Below are 16,919 nucleotides of genomic sequence, written 5' to 3'. Positions count from 1 at the left end.
TTTCAGCCCGTCCGGCGTTTGAGGACGAGGCCCGTCCAGGGCCGAAGCGGGGGTCTGGGGGCGCAGCCCCCAGAGGCGGTCACCTTTTGGCCGACCGAGTCGGGTGGTGGGTGGGCAAGGTCCGGGGGTCTGGGGGCGGAGCCCCCAGGGGCGGTCACTTCTTGGCCTACCGAGTCGGGTGGTGGGGGCGTAGCCCTCAGGGTGTCTGTTGGGACCCCGGGGGGGGGAGTCGGCAACTGTGACATCTGCGACAGGGGGCTCTCGAACATCCGCTCACCAAGAGATAGCCTCCGGCCATGGCAAACGGGCAGTGGTATCCAGCGGAGTGGCCTGACCGTATCCGCGCCCTGACCGACGGCACCCTCACGCCGGTCAGCCCCAGGCGCGCGGCCACCGTCATGCTCCTGAAGGACACCGGCGCCGGTATCGCCGTGCACATGCTGCGCAGACGCGCCTCCATGGCGTTCGCGGGAGGCGCGTACGCGTATCCGGGCGGCGGGGTGGACCCCCGTGACGACGACCGGCACGTCCGCTGGGCCGGCCCCACGCGCGCGTGGTGGGCGGAGCGGCTCGGCGTGGACGAGACCGCCGCCCAGGCGATCGTCTGTGCGGCGGTGCGGGAGACGTACGAGGAGGCGGGCGTGCTGCTCGCCGGTCCTGCGCCGGACTCCGTGGTCGGGGACACCACCGGTGCGGACTGGGAGGCCGACCGGACCGCCCTGGTCGGCCGTGAGCTGTCCTTCGCCGAGTTCCTGGACCGCCGGGGGCTGGTACTCAGGTCCGACCTGCTGGGTGCCTGGACGCGCTGGATCACGCCCGAGTTCGAGGCCCGGCGTTACGACACCTGGTTCTTCGTCGCCGCCCTCCCGGAGGGCCAGCGCACCCGTAACGCCTCCACGGAGGCCGATCGCACGGTGTGGATCCGGCCCGGGGACGCGGCGGCCTCGTACGACAAGGGCGAACTGCTGATGATGCCGCCCACGATCGCGACGCTCCGCCAACTCGGCCCGTACGACAGTGCCCGCGCGGCGCTCGCCGCGGCGCCGGAACGTGACCTGACGCCCGTCCTGGCACAGGCCCGCCTCGACGAGGACGGGCAGATCGTGCTGTCCTGGCCGGGACACGACGAGTTCACCAAACGCATCCCGACCGGTGGAGCCCCCGCATGACGGACGCAGCAGCCCTTCCCGGCCGCCCCCGCGGCGGGGTCTTCTCGGGTCCCGCCACCCCGCGTGCCCTCAACGTCCTCGCGCCGAACCCCTCGCCGATGACCCTGGACGGCACGAACACCTGGATCGTGGCGGAGCCGGACTCCGAGCTCGCCGTGGTGATCGATCCGGGACCGCTGGACGACAGCCACCTGCGGAACGTCGTCGACATGGCCGAGAAGGCCGGCAAGCGCGTCGCCCTGACCCTGCTCACCCACGGTCACCCCGACCACGCGGCCGGCGCCGCCCGTTTCGCCGAGCTGACCGGCACCAAGGTGCGTGCCCTGGACCCGGCGCTGCGGCTGGGAGAGGAAGGCCTGGGCGCCGGGCAGGTGGTCCGCGTCGGGGGCCTGGAGCTGAGGGTCGTACCGACTCCCGGCCACACCGCGGACTCGCTGTGCTTCCATCTCCCGGCCGATCAGGCGGTCCTCACCGGTGACACCGTCCTGGGGCGCGGTACGACCGTCGTGGCGCACCCGGACGGCCGCCTCGGCGACTATCTGGACTCCCTGCGGCGGCTCAGGTCCCTGACGGTCGACGACGGGGTGCACACGGTGCTTCCGGGGCACGGCCCGGTGCTGGAGGACGCGCAGGGCGTCGTCGAGTTCTATCTCGCCCACCGCGCCCATCGCCTCGCCCAGGTCGAGACGGCCGTGGAGGACGGCTATCGGACGCCCTCCGAGGTGGTCGCCCATGTGTACGCCGACGTGGAGCGTTCCCTGTGGCCGGCCGCCGAGCTGTCGGTGCGGGCTCAGATGGAGTACCTGGAGGAGCACGGCCTGATCTAGTCGGGCGACCGCTTCAGTCCGGCCGCACGGCCTTCACGCCGTGCACGCGCGCGTACTCCTCGGCCAGCCAGGGACCCAGGTCGTCGACGTACGCCCGGAGGACGGCACGGTCACCCGTCGGCTCGTAGCCGAGGACGGCCGCCGACCGCATCTGTACGGCCCGCTGTGGGTAGTACGCGCCGAAGACCTCGGCCATCTCGTGGAGGTCGCTCGTCCAGCCGTTCCACCGGGGCATGACGAGCGTGAAGCCGGTGCGGACGAGGTGGCGCGACATGAACCGGACGAGGGGGCGGCGGGCCTCCTCCGAGTCGGCGGCGGAGATCCGGGCCCGCCAGCGGGGCAGGAAGAGGGCCAGGTCCCCGTTGGTCTCGCGGGCGAGCAGCGAGTCGGGGCGGTAGCGCGGCAGGTACTCGGCGAGGTCGTCGCCGAGCAGCGGGGTGCACAGGCAGGCCACGAACCAGCCGAGGTCGTACCGCTCCACGTCGCTCAGCAGCCGTCCCCGGCCGTACAGCAGCGTCCCGGCGCCGTCGATCTGTGGGAACTCCTTGTCGAGTGCCGCGTCGAGGGCGCGGGCGCCCTCTCGGTCCGTGTCCGTGGGCTCCTCGTGCAGGGCGACCAGCAGGTCCAGGTCGCTGCGCCCCACGCGCGCGGTGCCGCGCGGAAGCGACCCGTAGAGGTAGGCGCTGTGCAGCCGGGCACCGAAGAGGTCGAGCACGCGGTCGCGGGCGGCCGCGACGACGGGGCGGAAGTCCTGCGCGACCAGCCCGAGGGAGCCCTCGCGCGCGATGCAGCCCTGGGCGTCGAGCCCCTTGGCGGGAACGGTTTCGGCCATGGGGTCACTGTGCCGTGCTGGGGGCGTCCGAGCTCATTATTTATGCCGCGCGTCCGGTACCAGGAAGCCCTTTGGGGCGTCCCGAGCGGACGAAAAGGGTCCCGCCTCCAGGAGACGGGACCCGTGACGTACGGCGGGGGACGGTGTCAGCGTGAACGCTTGGCGAGCCGCTCCACGTCCAGCAGGATCACCGCTCGCGCCTCCAGGCGCAGCCACCCGCGGCCGGCGAAGTCGGCCAGCGCCTTGTTCACGGTCTCGCGGGACGCGCCGACCAACTGGGCCAGCTCCTCCTGCGTGAGGTCGTGGACGACGTGGATGCCCTCTTCGGACTGCACGCCGAAGCGGCGGGAGAGGTCGAGCAGCGCGCGGGCCACCCGGCCGGGGACGTCCGAGAAGACCAGGTCGGACATGGCGTCGTTGGTGCGGCGCAGCCGGCGGGCGACAGCGCGCAGGAGGGCGGTGGCCACCTCGGGGCGGACGTTCAGCCAGGGCTGGAGGTCGCCGTGGCCGAGGCCGAGCAGCTTGACCTCGGTCAGCGCGGTGGCGGTCGCCGTGCGCGGGCCCGGGTCGAACAGGGACAGTTCGCCGATGAGCTCGCCGGGGCCGACGACGGCCAGCATGTTCTCGCGGCCGTCGGGGGAGGTGCGGTGGAGCTTCACCTTGCCCTCGGTGACGACGTAGAGCCGGTCGCCCGGGTCGCCCTCGTGGAACAGGGAGTCGCCGCGGGCGAGCGTCACCTCACTCATGGAGGCGCGCAGTTCCGCGGACTGCTCGTCATCGAGCGCCGCGAAGAGCGGGTTGCGCCGCAGAACGTCGTCCACGAGTTCTCTCCTTGTCGACCTGCTCAGGGGATCTTGCTTCCCCGCTTACCAGGGGTCCGTGTTCCCCATTTTGCCGGACGTTCCAAACAGTGTGATCTGTCACAAGGATGCCGCACACGTGTCCTGAGGTAAGCGGCAGGGGTCCAATTGGGGGCTGATCTTCAGGGTCCGGGGCAGATGTCAGTGCCGGGCTCTAGGCTGGCCGGGTGTCCAAATCGCCGGTGAGAGCACAGGCCTAGGGGGCTGGGCGGGTGGTTGTACGTCGAGATTCCGCTGTGGGCGAACAGGGCCCCGCTGGCGGAAAGAAAACGGCAAAAGCGACAAAGAAGGTTGCGGTGAAAGAGGTGGCTCCGGCCGGTCCGGCGAAGAAGAGCGAGTCTCGAACGGCACTGGTGCGCCGGGCTCGCCGCATCAACCGCGAGCTCGCGGAGGTCTATCCGTACGCCCATCCGGAGCTGGACTTCGAGAACCCCTTCCAACTCGTCGTCGCCACCGTCCTGTCCGCCCAGACCACCGACCTCAGGGTCAACCAGACCACCCCCGCCCTCTTCGCCAAGTACCCCACGCCGGAGGACCTGGCCGCCGCCGATCCGGAGGAGGTCGAGGAGATCCTGCGGCCCACCGGTTTCTTCCGTGCCAAGACCAAGGCGGTCATAGGGCTTTCGAAGGCCCTCGCGGAACAGTTCGGCGGCGAGGTCCCCGGGCGGCTCGAGGACCTCGTCAAGCTGCCCGGCGTCGGCCGCAAGACCGCCTTCGTCGTCCTGGGCAACGCCTTCGGGCGGCCCGGCATCACCGTGGACACGCACTTCCAGCGGCTGGTGCGGCGCTGGAAGTGGACCGAGGAGACCGAGCCCGACAAGATCGAGGCCACCGTCGGCGGGCTCTTCCCCAAGAGCGAGTGGACGATGCTCTCGCACCACGTGATCTTCCACGGCCGCCGCATCTGCCACGCCCGCAAGCCCGCCTGCGGCGCCTGCCCCATCGCCCCGCTCTGCCCGGCGTACGGCGAGGGCGAGACGGACCCGGAGAAGGCGAAGAAGCTCCTCAAGTACGAGAAGGGCGGCTTCCCGGGCCAGCGCCTGAAGCCCCCGCAGGCATACCTGGACGCGGGCGGGAAACCCGCGCCGCCGCTGGGAGCGGGATGATCCGCCCCCGGACCCATTCCTGGGTACGTTCCCAGGAACGATCTCGGGCCCGTCGGGCGTTGGATCCAGCAGAACGACGGGGGTGGCGATGACGCGCGCGAGCAACACTCAGGGCGGTTCCGTGACGCTCAGCAAGGAGGGCCTGCCCGCCTGGCTCGATCCGGTGGTGCACGCGGTGGAGACGGTCGAGCCGTTGCAGCTCAGTCGCTTCCTGCCGCCGGAGAACGGCGCGGGGCGGCAGTCCGCCGTGCTCGTCCTCTTCGGTGAGGGCGACGGCGTGCGCGGGCCCGAGCTGCTGCTGATGGAGCGGGCGAGCTCACTGCGCTCCCACGCCGGACAGCCCTCCTTCCCCGGAGGCGCGCTCGATCCGGAGGACGGCGACCCGAAGGGCGACGGCCCGCTGCGGGCGGCCCTGCGCGAGGCCGAGGAGGAGACCGGGCTCGACCCGGCCGGCGTTCAGCTCTTCGGCGTGCTGCCCAAGCTGTACATCCCGGTCAGCCACTTCGTGGTGACCCCGGTGCTGGGCTGGTGGCGCGAGCCGAGCCCGGTGGGGGTCGTCGATCCGAACGAGACCGCGCGGGTCTTCACCGTGCCCGTGGCGGATCTCACTGACCCCGACAACCGCGCCACCACCGTTCACCCCAGCGGCCACCGAGGTCCGGCATTTCTGGTCGAATCGGCCCTGGTGTGGGGGTTCACGGCCGGAATCATCGACCGACTCCTCCACTACTCGGGCTGGGAACGGCCCTGGGACCGCGAGAAGCAAGTGCCCCTCGACTGGCGTGCATGACAGGGTGGCCTTCGTGAATGTGCTGGACATCCTGTTGCTGGTCGCCGCCGTGTGGTTCGCGATCGTCGGCTATCGCCAGGGCTTCGTCGTCGGCATCCTGTCGGTGATCGGCTTCCTGGGCGGCGGCCTCGTCGCCGTATACCTCCTCCCGGTCTTCTGGGACGCGGTGACCGACAACGCCGAGGTGAGCACCACCGCCGCCGTCGTCGCCGTGGTCGTCGTCATCATCTGCGCCTCCGTCGGCCAGGCCCTGACCACCCACCTCGGCAACAAGCTGCGCCGGTACATCACCTGGTCCCCGGCCCGCGCCCTGGACGCGACGGGCGGGGCGCTCGTCAACGTCGTGGCGATGCTCCTGGTCGCCTGGCTGATCGGCTCCGCGCTCGCGCAGACGACGATGCCGACCGTGGGCAAGGAAGTGCGCGGCTCCAAGCTGCTGCTGGGCGTGCAGGAGGTGCTGCCCGCCCAGGCCGACACCTGGTTCAAGGACTTCACCTCGGTCCTCGCACAGAACGGCTTCCCGCAGGTCTTCAGCCCGTTCTCGAACGAGCCGATCAAGGAGGTCCGGCCGCCGGACCCGGCCCTCGTGGACAGTCCCGTCGCCGCCCGCGCCCAGCGCTCCATCGTCAAGGTCATGGGCACCGCCCAGAGTTGCGGCAAGGTCCTCGAAGGCACCGGCTTCGTCTTCTCCGACCGCCGGGTGATGACCAACGCGCACGTGGTGGGCGGCGTCGACGAACCCACCGTCCAGATCGGCGGCGAGGGCAAGAAGTACGACGCGACCGTCGTCCTCTACGACTGGGAGCGCGACATCGCCGTACTCGACGTACCCGATCTGAAGGCGCCCGCGCTGCGGTTCACCTCCGAGGACGCGGCCAGCGGGGACAGCGCGATCGTCGCGGGCTTCCCGGAGAACGGGGCGTACGACGTCCGGTCCGCGCGCGTGCGCGGCCGCATCACGGCCAGCGGCGCGGACATCTACCACCGTGGCACCGTCCGCCGGGACGTCTACTCGCTGTACGCGACCGTCCGTCAGGGCAACTCAGGCGGCCCGCTGCTCACCCCCGAGGGGAAGGTGTACGGCGTGGTCTTCGCGAAGTCCCTCGACGACGCCGACACCGGGTACGCGCTCACCGCGGACGAGATCCAGGAGGACATCACCAAGGGGCGTACCGCGAACCAGCAGGTGGACAGCGACAGCTGCGCCCTCTGAGTCCGGGCTCGGGTGGAGGCCCGGACTTCGGTGGAAGCCCGGGGTTGGGTGAAGGAAGGGGCGTCAGCCCTTGGGATGACGCAGGCGTACCGAGACCCAGCGGGCCCGGCGACGCAGAATGATCGGAATGCCCACCCTCGGGTCAGCACCCGCCAATTGCGGTGCACCGCCTTGCTGGTGGGTGCCCAGGCCGCCGCCCGAGCGTCGCTTGCGTGCTACGTCACTGTAGTCGTGCGTCCAGCCCATACCCGGACGTCTGCCCCCGCCCCAAGGTCGATAACCGCCCCCAGGCCCCCCAATTGGCCTATGCGCCGGGCAAGTGGCCGTTCGTAGGACGCGTGTTCCGATCCGGATACCGGGCGCTCCGGCACGGTCACCGATCGGGTTCGGGATCCTTCAGCCAGTTGATGAGTTCGGTGGAGAAGGCGACCGGGTCCTCCTCGTGCGGGAAGTGCCCCAGACCGTCGAACAGCCGCCAGCGGTAGGGCGCTTCGACGTACTCGCCGGAGCCGGCCGCGCTGCGGGTGCGCATCACCGGGTCGAGTGACCCGTGCAGGTGGAGGGTCGGCACCCGCACCGGGCGCTTCATGCGCCGGTTGAACTGGATGCCGTCGGGGCGGGCCATCGACCGCACCATCCAGCGGTAGGGCTCGATCGAACAGTGCGCGGTCGAGGGGATGCAGATCGCGCGCCGGTACGCCTCCACCGCGTCGTCGTCCGGCAGGCGCGGGCCGGACCAGTCCCGGATGAGACGGGCGACCAGCGCGCCGTCGTCGGCGGTGAGCTGCCGCTCCGGGATCCAGGGGCGCTGGAACCCCCAGATGTAGGAGCCCGCGGTCGTCTGCTTGACGTCCGAGAGCATCGCCGAGCGCCAGCGCCTGGGGTGCGGCATGGAGGCGACCGCGAGCCGTCGTACGAGCTTCGGACGCATGGCGGCCGCCGTCCACGCCAGATAGCCGCCCAGGTCGTGGCCGACCAGCGCGGCGTCGGGCTCGCCGAGGGAACGGATCACGCCCGTGATGTCCAGGGCGAGGTTGGCGGGGTCGTAGCCGCGCGGGGTGCGGTCGCTGCCGCCGACGCCGCGCAGGTCCATGGCGACGGCCCGGAAGCCGGCGTCGGCGAGTGCGGGCAGCTGGTGCCGCCAGGTCCACCAGAACTGGGGGAACCCGTGCAGCAGCAGCACCAGCGGCCCGTCGCCCATCTCCGCGATGTGGAAGCGCGCGCCGTTGGCGGCGACCTCCCGGTGGGTCCAGGGGCCGTCCGGCCGTACGACCGAGGCGGGCTGGGCCGAGGAGGGGGCGGGATCCGTCATGAGGACGAGCGTGCCACAGCCTCGATGGCCTTGGCGTCCGGGAGCCCGTCCTCCAGGGCCGGACGCGGGTGCGGCTTGGCGTTCTGCAGGACGCCCGCCGACTCCTTCACCGAGGCGGCGACCTTCTGCGGGCCCTTGCCCTTCTTCGCCTTCTTCGCGAAGACGACGCCGATCAGCGCGAGCAGCCCCGCGATGAGGACGTTGGCCGCGAAGGACAGCAGGAAGCAGACCGCGAGGTTCCAGTCGCTCCAGGTCCGGATGCCGTACGCCAGCGCGAAGTTCAGCATCGGAAGCGAGAAGACCAGGACCGCCCCGGCCACCGTGAACGCGCCGCCGCTCGTCGCGCCGCGCTTCACGTCCCGCTTCAGCTGCGCCTTCGCCAGCGCGATCTCGTCGTGCACCAGCGCCGACATCTCGGTCGTCGCCGAGGCGAACAGCTGCCCGATGCTACGTTCGGCGCCGACCGGGCTGCCGTCGGGTGCGCTCATCGCGTTCTCCCTTTTCTGCCGTGTGCCTGACCGGGGCGGTGCATGTGTACGGTCCATGTGTACGGTCCTTTTGTACCGTCCCGTCAGATCATGCCGGACGGTCGTTCTCCTCGCCTGCCCCGCCCGCCACTTCGGCAAGCCCGCGTCGCTCGGCGTCCGCCCTTTCGGCGGCCATCCGCTCGGCGATCCGGCGGTGCTCGGCGGCCTTGCGGTCGTGGATGTCGGCCATCCGCAGGTGATACGCCGGGTCGTCTTCCTCGTAGACGTCCGGCACGCCCGAGAGGTCCTCGTCGCGCTCCTCGGTCTCCCACAGTCGGCGGTACTTGGCGTTCCGCATCTTCAGCAGCACGGTCGCCAGCAGCGCCGCGATCACGGACCCCGTCAGGACGGCGGTCTTGACCTGGTCCGTCAGTGCCGCGTCGCCGTCGAAGGCCAGCTCGCCGATGAGCAGCGAGACGGTGAATCCGATGCCGGCCAGCGTGGCCACCGCGAACACGTCGGCCCACTCGAGGTCGTCGCTGAGTGAGGCCCGGGTGAAGCGTGCCGTCAGCCAGGTCCCGCCGAAGATGCCGAGCGTCTTGCCGACGACGAGCCCGAGGACCACGCCGAGCGCCTCCGGTTCGGTGAACACCTCGCCCAGTGCGCCCCCGGAGACCGAGACGCCCGCGCTGAACAAGGCGAACAGCGGGACGGCCAGCCCCGCCGACAGCGGCCGTACGAGGTGCTCGACGCGCTCACCGGGGGAGTGCTCCTCGCCCTCGTGGGTCGTGCAGCGCAGCATCAGTCCCATCGCGACGCCCGCGATGGTGGCGTGGATGCCGCTGTTGTACATCAGTGCCCAGACCACGAGCGCGAGCGGCACGTACACGTACCAGCCGCGTACGCCCTTGCGCAGCAGCAGCCAGAAGACGGCGAGACCGACGACCGCGCCGCCCAGCGCCAGGAAGTCGATGTCGGCGGTGAAGAAGACCGCGATGATCAGGATCGCGAAGAGGTCGTCGACGACGGCGAGCGTCAGCAGGAAGGCGCGCAGGGCGCTCGGCAGGGAGGTGCCGATGACCGCGAGCACGGCGAGCGCGAAGGCGATGTCGGTGGCGGTGGGGACGGCCCAGCCGCTGAGCGAGCCGCCGCCCGTGACGTTGGTGAGTGTGTAGACGAGCGCCGGTACGGCCATGCCGCACAGCGCCGCGACGACGGGCAGCGCGGCCGCCCTGGGGTCGCGGAGGTCGCCCGCGACCAGTTCGCGCTTGAGCTCGATCCCGGCCACGAAGAAGAAGATCGCGAGGAGTCCGTCGGCGGCCCAGTGCGCGACCGAGAGGTCGAGACCGAGGGCCGCGGGGCCGAGGTGGAAGTGGCTGACGCTCTCGTAGCTGTCGTGCAGGGCCGGAATGTTCGCCCAGGCCAGCGCGGCGACCGCGGCGAGGAGGAGCAGGACACCGCCGACGGTCTCGGTGCGCAGCGCGTCCGTGACGAAGTTCCGCTCGGGCAGGGACAGACGTCCGAAGACTTTGCGGGTGGTGGTGCTGGGCGCGGGCACGGCGGGGACCTCCGGTCGGTGGGCAGGACGGAACACATGCCGACCAGACTTCCCGGCGCACCTATTTTGTTGAGCTTACCTTTTACTTAGCTTACCTAAAGTGCGCGGGGAGGGATCCGGTGATCCCCACGTTAGATGCGACGGGCACCCGGCGCGCTGGCGGCCGGGTGCCCGTCACCCGCGTCCTCAGTCCTCGCTGGGTGCCGCCGGCAGCTTCGACTGGATGAGATCCATGACGGTGGAGTCCGTCAGGGTCGTCACGTCACCGAGCTGGCGGTTCTCGGCGACGTCCCGCAGCAGACGTCGCATGATCTTTCCGGAGCGGGTCTTCGGCAGCTCGGCCACCGGCAGGACCCGCTTGGGCTTGGCGATCGGGCCGAGGGTGGCGCCGACGTGGTTGCGCAGGTCGGCCACGAGGTTCTCGTCCTCGGCGTTCGCGGTGCCGCGAAGGATGACGAAGGCGACGATCGCCTGGCCGGTCGTCTCGTCCGCCGCGCCGACGACGGCCGCCTCGGCGACCGACGGGTGCGAGACGAGCGCCGACTCCACCTCGGTGGTGGAGATGTTGTGGCCGGACACGAGCATCACGTCGTCCACCCGGCCCAGCAGCCAGATGTCGCCGTCGTCGTCCTTCTTGGCGCCGTCGCCGGCGAAGTACCTGCCCTCGAAGCGCGACCAGTACGTGTCGAGGAACCGCTGGTCGTCGCCCCAGATGGTGCGCAGCATCGACGGCCACGGCTCGGTGAGGACCAGGTAGCCACCGCCGCCGTCGGGCACCTCGTTCGCCTCGTCGTCCACGACGGTCGCGGCGATGCCGGGCAGCGGGGTCTGCGCGGAGCCGGGCTTGGTCTCGGTGACGCCGGGCAGCGGCGAGATCATCATCGCGCCGGTCTCCGTCTGCCACCAGGTGTCGACGACCGGCGTCCGGTCGGCACCGATGTGCTTGCGGTACCAGATCCACGCCTCGGGGTTGATCGGCTCCCCGACCGAGCCCAGCACCCGCAGGCTGCTGAGGTCGAACTTGGCGGGGATGTCGTCGCCCCACTTCATGAACGTACGGATGGCCGTCGGAGCCGTGTAGAGGATGGTGACGCCGTACTTCTGCACGATCTCCCAGAACCGGCCCTGGTGCGGCGTGTCCGGCGTGCCCTCGTACATCACCTGCGTGGCGCCGTTCGCGAGCGGGCCGTAGACGATGTAGGAGTGCCCGGTGACCCAGCCGACGTCGGCCGTGCACCAGTAGACGTCGGTCTCCGGCTTCAGGTCGAAGACGGCGTGGTGGGTGTACGCGGTCTGGGTGAGGTAGCCGCCGGAGGTGTGCAGGATGCCCTTCGGCTTACCCGTCGTACCGGACGTGTAGAGGATGAACAGCGGGTGCTCGGCGTCGAACGCCTCGGGGGCGTGCTCGGCGGACTGCCGGTCGACGATCTCGTGCCACCAGACGTCGCGGCTGTCGTTCCAGGCGACCTCCTGGCCGGTGCGCCGGACCACCAGCACGTGCTCGACGTTTCCGGCCCGGTCGGCCGCGTCGTCGACGGCCGGCTTCAGCGCGGACGGCTTGCCTCGCCGCCAGCCGCCGTCGGAGGTGATGACGACCTTGGCGTCGGCGTCCTGGATACGGGTCGCGAGCGCGTCCGCCGAGAAGCCGCCGAAGACCACGGAGTGCGCGGCGCCGATCCGGGCGCACGCGAGCATCGCGACCGCCGTCTCGGGGATCATCGGCATGTAGACGGCGACCCGGTCGCCCTTGCGAACTCCCAGTTCCAGCAGGGCGTTCGCGGCCTTGGAGACCTCGTCCTTGAGCTCGGCGTAGGTGACGGCGCGGCTGTCGCCCGGCTCGCCCTCGAAGTGGATGGCCACCCGGTCGCCGTTCCCGGCCTCGACGTGCCGGTCGACGCAGTTGTACGCCACGTTGAGCTTGCCGTCCTGGAACCACTTGGCGAACGGCGGGTTCGACCAGTCCAGCGTCTCGGTCGGCTCGGTGGCCCAGGTCAGCCGGCGGGCCTGCTCGGCCCAGAAGCCGAGCCTGTCAGCCTTGGCCTGCTCATACGCCGCCGCGGTGACGTTGGCGTTCGCCGCCAGGTCCGCGGGGGGTGCGAACCTGCGCTCCTCGCGTAGCAGGTTGGCCAGGCTTTCGTTGCTCACGACATCTCCCGTTCTCAGGGTTGTCCGTTGTGTCCCAAGCCACAGCTCATCAGACCCGAGGGCTCGGTGACAAGGGCCGACAGAAAATTGGTTTAGACCTGTGCGTGGGTTGGTGTACGTCTCATTCGGCGGCCGGGGGTCATCCGTATCCACGGACGCCGACCAGGGAGAGTTCAGCCCTTGTCACGCCTTTCACACTTCGGCCCGAGCGCGGTGGGGCGTGGCGGCGGCGGCCGGCGAGGAGTTCGTCGGTGCCGCGCCGACGCGGTGGCGCGGGGGCTCGGCGTGGCGTGCGGGAGGCGCGTCAGGAGGCCGCGTCGCGAGGGCGCGTCACGAGGTCGCGTCACGAGGCGCGTCAGGAGGCCGCGTCGCGAGGCGCGTCATGGGCAGGCGTTGATCCGCATGCCCGTGACGCGCCCCGGCAGCACCCTTGGCCGCACCCGGCAGCACCCTTGGCCGCACCCGGCGTCACGCCGGCCTGACCCGGCGTCACGCCGGGTCAGGCCGGTACGTCCGCCGCCCGCACGTGGTCGAACACCTCGTCGTCGTCCGTCCCGGCGAGCAGGTACGCCTGGGCCTCTCCCACGTGGAAGTACATCCCCTGCAGCTCCAGCGCACCGTCCTTCAGCGCCCGGGCCACCGACTCATGGGCGTGCAGGTGCTCCAACTGCTGGACCACGTTGGTCAGGCAGAGCTGCTCCACCGCGTCGGCGGGCGCCCGCCCGGCCAGCCGGGGCCACGGGCGGCTGCCGTCGGCCATCCGCTCCAGGCTCGGCAGCCCGTGGCGCAGCCACCGCTTGAGCGGCGTCCGGGCACCCCCGGGGTCGGAGTTGAGCAGTGCCTGCATGGCTCCGCACCCGGAGTGGCCGCACACCGTGATGGAGCGCACCTTCAGCACGTCCACCGCGTACTCGATCGCGGCCGCGACCGAGTCGTCCCCGCTCTCCTGGCCAGGCGGCGGGACGAGATTGCCGACATTGCGCACCACGAAGAGGTCGCCCGGACCACTGGAGGTGATCATCGAGGTGACGAGGCGGGAGTCGGCGCAGGTGAGGAAGAGCTGGGACGGCCGCTGGCCTTCGCGTGCCAGTCGGGCCAGCTCACCCCGGACGAGCGGTGCCGTGTGCCGTTGGAACGCGCTGATGCCGCGCGCCAGTTCATGCCCACTGGGCTCGGGCCCGCCCGCCTGTCCGGATGCGCCCGGTGAACCGGATGCGCCGGGTGAACCTGGCGTGGTGCGTGTACCCGGTGCGCCGGATGCGTTGGGGGCGTCGTCCGTGGTGTCGTCGTGGGGCGGCTCGGACCGGGGGAGCTCGCACTGGTGGTTGCGCCACGGCGTCCAGGGGCGGCAGCGGCAACCGGCCAGGGCGGAGCCGCCGGTCTGACCTGTCTGGCCCGGCTGTCGTGGTTCACCTGCCAGAGCGAGGTCGAGAGTGTGCCGGGCCGTCGGCTCGGTTGCGTCGTCCTCGTCGCGGAGATCGTCGGTGAATCCGGGCTCGCCGATCCGGAGCCCGGCGCGGCGGCCGGTGAGTTCGGCTGAGCCGCCCCGCGCGGTGTGGGTGTTCTGCCAGTCCTGCAGCGCCTCGTACGCCGCGTGGTCCATGAACGACCCGTCCAACTCCACGACGGCGTGGGTGCCTTGGGGCACGAGGTGCAGGGCTCGGCTGAGCCGGGGCACCGCGAGGAACGTCAGCTGACCTCGTACGTGGACGTGATGGACTCCTTCCCTCTCTTCGTGCGTGATGCGGGTGCGGGTGAGGCGGTGCAGGGCGACGGCGACGGCGACGGCGATCCCGAGCGCCACGCCCTCCAGGACGCCCAGGAGGACCACGCCGAGTGTGGTGACGGCGTACACCAGCACTTCTCGGTGGCGGGTCACTGTGCGGATGTGGTTCAGGGACACCATCTGGATGCCGACGGCCATCACCAGGGCGGCGAGGGAGGCGAGCGGGATGAACTCCAGGATCGGGACCATCAGCAGTGCGGCGACTACTACGAGAACGCCGTGCAGCATCGTGGAGTTCCGGCTGACGGCGCCGGCTTGGACGTTCGCCGAGCTGCGCACCGCGACGCCCGCGACGGGCAGCCCGCCGAGCGATCCGGAGACGATGTTGGCGGCGCCCTGTCCGAGCAGCTCGCGGTCCAGGTCGGAGCGTCCGACGCGGGCGGGCAGGCCGGGCCGGCCGGCCACCAGCTTGTCCACGGCGACCGCGCCGAGCAGCGACTGCACGCTGCACACCAGCGTGGTGGTGAGCACGGCGGCGACCAGGCCGAGCGCCGGGCCCTCGGGAAGTCCGGCCAGGGCGTGACTGCGCCAGGACGGCAGGTCGACCTTGGGCAGGACCAGCCCCGCGAGCGAGGCGACGGCGGTGGCCCCGGCGACGGCGACGAGCGCGGCCGGGATCCTGCGCAGCAGGCGTCCGACCCGGCCGGGAACCCGCGGCCAGGCGAGCAACAGCGCCAGGGTCAGCACGCTCACCGACACGGAGGCCGGTCGCAGATCCGCCAACTGGGCGGGCAGCGCACGCAGGTTGTCGAGGACGGAGCTCTGCGGGGTGCCGCCGAGGACGATGTGCAGTTGTGCCACGGCGATGGTCACACCGATGCCGGCGAGCATGCCGTGCACGATCGCCGGGCTGACGGCGAGGGCGTTACGGGCCACGCGCAGACAGCCGAGGCCGAGTTGGGCGAGGCCGGCCAGGACGGTGATCGCGCAGGTGGTTCGCCAGCCGTAGCGCTGGATCAGGTCGGCGGTGACGACGGTGAGCCCGGCGGCCGGGCCGCTGACCTGGAGCGGGGCGCCGCCGAGCCAACCGGCGACGATGCCTCCGACGGCTGCGGCGACGAGGCCGGCCTGGAGGGGGGCGCCGGTGGCCAGGGCGATGCCCAGCGACAGGGGGAGGGCGATCAGGAAGACCGCGACGGAGGCCGACACGTCGGCGCCCGCGATGCGGAAGCGGCGGTGTGGGGGCGGCGGTGGGGTGTGGGGTTGGTCGAGGCGCTCGGTCCGAGTGGGTTCGGCGGCGCGGGTGGGGACGCAGGCTGACATGTTTCCCGTCTCCTCCGGGGCAGCGCGGTCGCGGATCTGGTGGTCCCCCGTCAGGGCGGGGGGTCGGGTCGGCGGCCGTGGGTCACGGCGTGCAGCGGCGGGATGATTCAACGCTCAGTAAATGGATCGTAATGCAGAGTAAAGGGCAAGCATAGACTTTCCGGGCAAATGGGTTAATCAGTCACCCGGAGGGGTGAAGTGGCTATTTCTTCGGCTTGTCGTACTAATTCAATTTCGGTCCCGTGTCACCTTGACGGCCACAACACGCCCTCACCGGCGTCGGCCGAGAGAAGGAAGAAGGTGGGCGGAACATGGCCGCCACCCAGAGGATCGCCGCGGGCGCCGTGGTCGCCGCGGTCTGTGCCGCATCCCTCGCCGGTTGCGCGATCGGCAGCGACGATTCCGAGGGGGGATCGTCGGGGCCGCAGAAGGCGAAACCCGCCCAGGCGCCGCCCGAGAACGTGGTCCGCCTGATCGGCGACGGCTCGACCTCGTACACCGGAGCCCAGCCCCACCTGCCCAGGCCCGAACGTCTCAAGCCGGGCCAGAAGCCCCCGCAGTTCGTGGTCTTCTCCTGGGACGGGGCCGGCGAGGACGGCCAGAAGCTGTTCTCGCACTTCCGCAAGGTCGCCAAAGCCAACAACGCGACGATGACCTACTTCCTCAGCGGCGTGTACATGCTGCCGGAGGACAAGCGGGATCTGTACAGGCCGCCGCAGCACTCGCCCGGACGCTCCGACATCGGCTTCAACGACGAGGAGGGCATCTCCGAGACCGTGAAGCAGCTGCGCGGAGCGTGGCTGGAGGGCAACGAGATCGGCACCCACTTCAACGGCCACTTCTGCGGCAGCGGCGGCGGGGTCGGCGAGTGGTCGGTGGAGGACTGGAAGGACGAGATCGCCCAGGCGAAGCACTTCGTGAAGTCCTGGAAGACCAACACCGGCATGAAGAAGGCCGCCCCGCTGCCCTTCGACTACGACAAGGAGCTCATCGGAGCCCGCACGCCCTGCCTGGAGGGGCAGAAGAACTTCATGGAGGCCGCCCGTGAGCTGGGCTTCCGCTACGACACCAGCGGCGTCAACGACCAGGTCTGGCCCAAGAAGAAGGCGGGCCTCTGGGACCTGTCGATGCAGCTCGTGCCCTTCCCGGGGCACTCCTACGAGCAGCTGACCATGGACTACAACTTCATGGTCAACCAGTCCGGCACCAGGACCCAGGGCGACCCCGCCAAGTTCGACTTCTGGGGCGACCAGATGCGCGACGGCCTCCTCGGCGGCTTCCGCCGGGCCTACGACGGCAACCGCGCGCCCCTGATCATCGGAAACCACTTCGAGTCCTGGAACGGCGGCACCTACATGCGGGCCGTCGAAGAGGTCATCGAGGGCGTCTGCAACAAGCCCGACGTGCGGTGTGTTTCCTTCCGGCAGCTCGCCGACTGGCTGGACGCCCAGGACCCGCAGACCCTGGACAAGCTGCGCTCCCTGAGAGTCGGCGAGGCCCCGAAGCAGAGCTGGGCGTCCTTCCTGTCGGGCCCTCCGGCCCCGGCCCCGAAGGGCGTGCCCGGCGCGCCGGCGGCCAAGCGGCCGTAGCC

Annotated in this window: 14 protein-coding genes; 6 read left to right on the top strand and 8 right to left on the bottom strand. The window is 70.9% G+C overall.

The window, feature by feature from the left end; all coding sequences use genetic code 11:
- The first annotated feature begins 296 nt into the window (after positions 1-296).
- On the top strand, positions 297-1,169 hold the full coding sequence (locus tag AQJ84_RS15230; RefSeq protein ID WP_030043262.1) for an NUDIX hydrolase: 873 nt from the start codon (positions 297-299) through the stop codon (positions 1,167-1,169).
- Complete coding sequence (locus AQJ84_RS15225) at positions 1,166-1,996, top strand: MBL fold metallo-hydrolase (RefSeq protein WP_030043263.1); 831 nt, start codon at positions 1,166-1,168, stop codon at positions 1,994-1,996. The genes AQJ84_RS15230 and AQJ84_RS15225 overlap by 4 nt, the downstream gene beginning before the upstream one ends.
- Before the next feature lie 13 nt (positions 1,997-2,009).
- On the opposite strand, the gene AQJ84_RS15220 is transcribed toward AQJ84_RS15225, so the two are convergent.
- Positions 2,010-2,828 (bottom strand): nucleotidyltransferase domain-containing protein, encoded by an 819-nt coding sequence (locus AQJ84_RS15220; RefSeq protein ID WP_030043264.1) that lies wholly within the window; start codon positions 2,826-2,828, stop codon positions 2,010-2,012.
- A 146-nt stretch (positions 2,829-2,974) separates the two neighbouring features.
- Positions 2,975-3,649 carry a Crp/Fnr family transcriptional regulator gene (locus AQJ84_RS15215; protein WP_030043265.1) on the bottom strand — a complete coding sequence of 225 codons (675 nt, stop codon included), beginning with the start codon at positions 3,647-3,649 and terminating at the stop codon, positions 2,975-2,977.
- A gap of 251 nt (positions 3,650-3,900) precedes the next feature.
- Here AQJ84_RS15215 and nth point away from each other — a divergent pair, with 251 nt between their 5' ends.
- From nth to AQJ84_RS15200, 3 genes are all read left to right on the top strand, one after another.
- Positions 3,901-4,794, top strand: coding sequence for an endonuclease III (nth, locus tag AQJ84_RS15210; protein ID WP_078632268.1), 894 nt, complete (start codon positions 3,901-3,903; stop codon positions 4,792-4,794).
- Positions 4,795-4,882: 88 nt separating this feature from the next.
- On the top strand, positions 4,883-5,584 hold the full coding sequence (locus AQJ84_RS15205; protein WP_030043267.1) for an NUDIX hydrolase: 702 nt from the start codon (positions 4,883-4,885) through the stop codon (positions 5,582-5,584).
- 13 nt (positions 5,585-5,597) lie between these two features.
- Positions 5,598-6,797: a MarP family serine protease gene (locus AQJ84_RS15200; RefSeq protein ID WP_030043268.1), complete on the top strand. Its 1,200-nt coding sequence runs from the start codon at positions 5,598-5,600 to the stop codon at positions 6,795-6,797.
- A gap of 63 nt (positions 6,798-6,860) precedes the next feature.
- Here AQJ84_RS15200 and AQJ84_RS44130 read toward each other — a convergent pair whose 3' ends face one another.
- The 6 genes from AQJ84_RS44130 to AQJ84_RS15175 all read right to left on the bottom strand — a co-directional run bounded on the left by AQJ84_RS44130 (position 6,861) and on the right by AQJ84_RS15175 (position 15,328).
- Entirely contained in the window at positions 6,861-7,043 is a 183-nt protein-coding gene (locus AQJ84_RS44130) for a hypothetical protein (protein ID WP_078632269.1), read from the bottom strand.
- 127 nt (positions 7,044-7,170) lie between these two features.
- Complete coding sequence (locus AQJ84_RS15195) at positions 7,171-8,109, bottom strand: alpha/beta fold hydrolase (protein WP_053193789.1); 939 nt, start codon at positions 8,107-8,109, stop codon at positions 7,171-7,173.
- Complete coding sequence (locus AQJ84_RS15190) at positions 8,106-8,597, bottom strand: phage holin family protein (RefSeq protein ID WP_030043271.1); 492 nt, start codon at positions 8,595-8,597, stop codon at positions 8,106-8,108. Before AQJ84_RS15190 ends, AQJ84_RS15195 begins: the two co-directional genes overlap by 4 nt.
- Before the next feature lie 88 nt (positions 8,598-8,685).
- Positions 8,686-10,134, bottom strand: coding sequence for a Na+/H+ antiporter NhaA (gene nhaA / locus AQJ84_RS15185; protein ID WP_030043272.1), 1,449 nt, complete (start codon positions 10,132-10,134; stop codon positions 8,686-8,688).
- Between the two features lie 186 nt (positions 10,135-10,320).
- Positions 10,321-12,279, bottom strand: a complete 1,959-nt coding sequence (gene acs / locus AQJ84_RS15180; protein WP_053193786.1) for an acetate--CoA ligase — start codon at positions 12,277-12,279, stop codon at positions 10,321-10,323.
- A 499-nt stretch (positions 12,280-12,778) separates the two neighbouring features.
- Positions 12,779-15,328 (bottom strand): SulP family inorganic anion transporter, encoded by a 2,550-nt coding sequence (locus tag AQJ84_RS15175; RefSeq protein WP_053193785.1) that lies wholly within the window; start codon positions 15,326-15,328, stop codon positions 12,779-12,781.
- 311 nt (positions 15,329-15,639) lie between these two features.
- Here AQJ84_RS15175 and AQJ84_RS15170 point away from each other — a divergent pair, with 311 nt between their 5' ends.
- A complete protein-coding gene (locus AQJ84_RS15170; RefSeq protein WP_053193782.1) occupies positions 15,640-16,917 on the top strand; it encodes a polysaccharide deacetylase family protein in 1,278 nt (425 codons plus the stop codon).
- Positions 16,918-16,919: the final 2 nt, after the last annotated feature.

It is taken from the genome of Streptomyces resistomycificus, from assembly GCF_001514265.1.
GTDB classification, from domain to species: Bacteria; Actinomycetota; Actinomycetes; order Streptomycetales; family Streptomycetaceae; genus Streptomyces; species Streptomyces resistomycificus.
This window is presented reverse-complemented; position numbering and strand designations above follow the sequence as displayed.

Coding starts and splice junctions, on each gene's coding strand:
- AQJ84_RS15230 (WP_030043262.1), top strand. CDS start 297: ATGGCAAACGGGCAGTGGTATCCAGCGGAGTGGCCTGACCGTATCCGC.
- AQJ84_RS15175 (WP_053193785.1), bottom strand. CDS start 15,328: ATGTCAGCCTGCGTCCCCACCCGCGCCGCCGAACCCACTCGGACCGAG.
- AQJ84_RS15220 (WP_030043264.1), bottom strand. CDS start 2,828: ATGGCCGAAACCGTTCCCGCCAAGGGGCTCGACGCCCAGGGCTGCATC.
- AQJ84_RS15205 (WP_030043267.1), top strand. CDS start 4,883: ATGACGCGCGCGAGCAACACTCAGGGCGGTTCCGTGACGCTCAGCAAG.
- AQJ84_RS15170 (WP_053193782.1), top strand. CDS start 15,640: ATGGCCGCCACCCAGAGGATCGCCGCGGGCGCCGTGGTCGCCGCGGTC.
- AQJ84_RS15225 (WP_030043263.1), top strand. CDS start 1,166: ATGACGGACGCAGCAGCCCTTCCCGGCCGCCCCCGCGGCGGGGTCTTC.
- AQJ84_RS44130 (WP_078632269.1), bottom strand. CDS start 7,043: ATGGGCTGGACGCACGACTACAGTGACGTAGCACGCAAGCGACGCTCG.
- AQJ84_RS15195 (WP_053193789.1), bottom strand. CDS start 8,109: ATGACGGATCCCGCCCCCTCCTCGGCCCAGCCCGCCTCGGTCGTACGG.
- AQJ84_RS15190 (WP_030043271.1), bottom strand. CDS start 8,597: ATGAGCGCACCCGACGGCAGCCCGGTCGGCGCCGAACGTAGCATCGGG.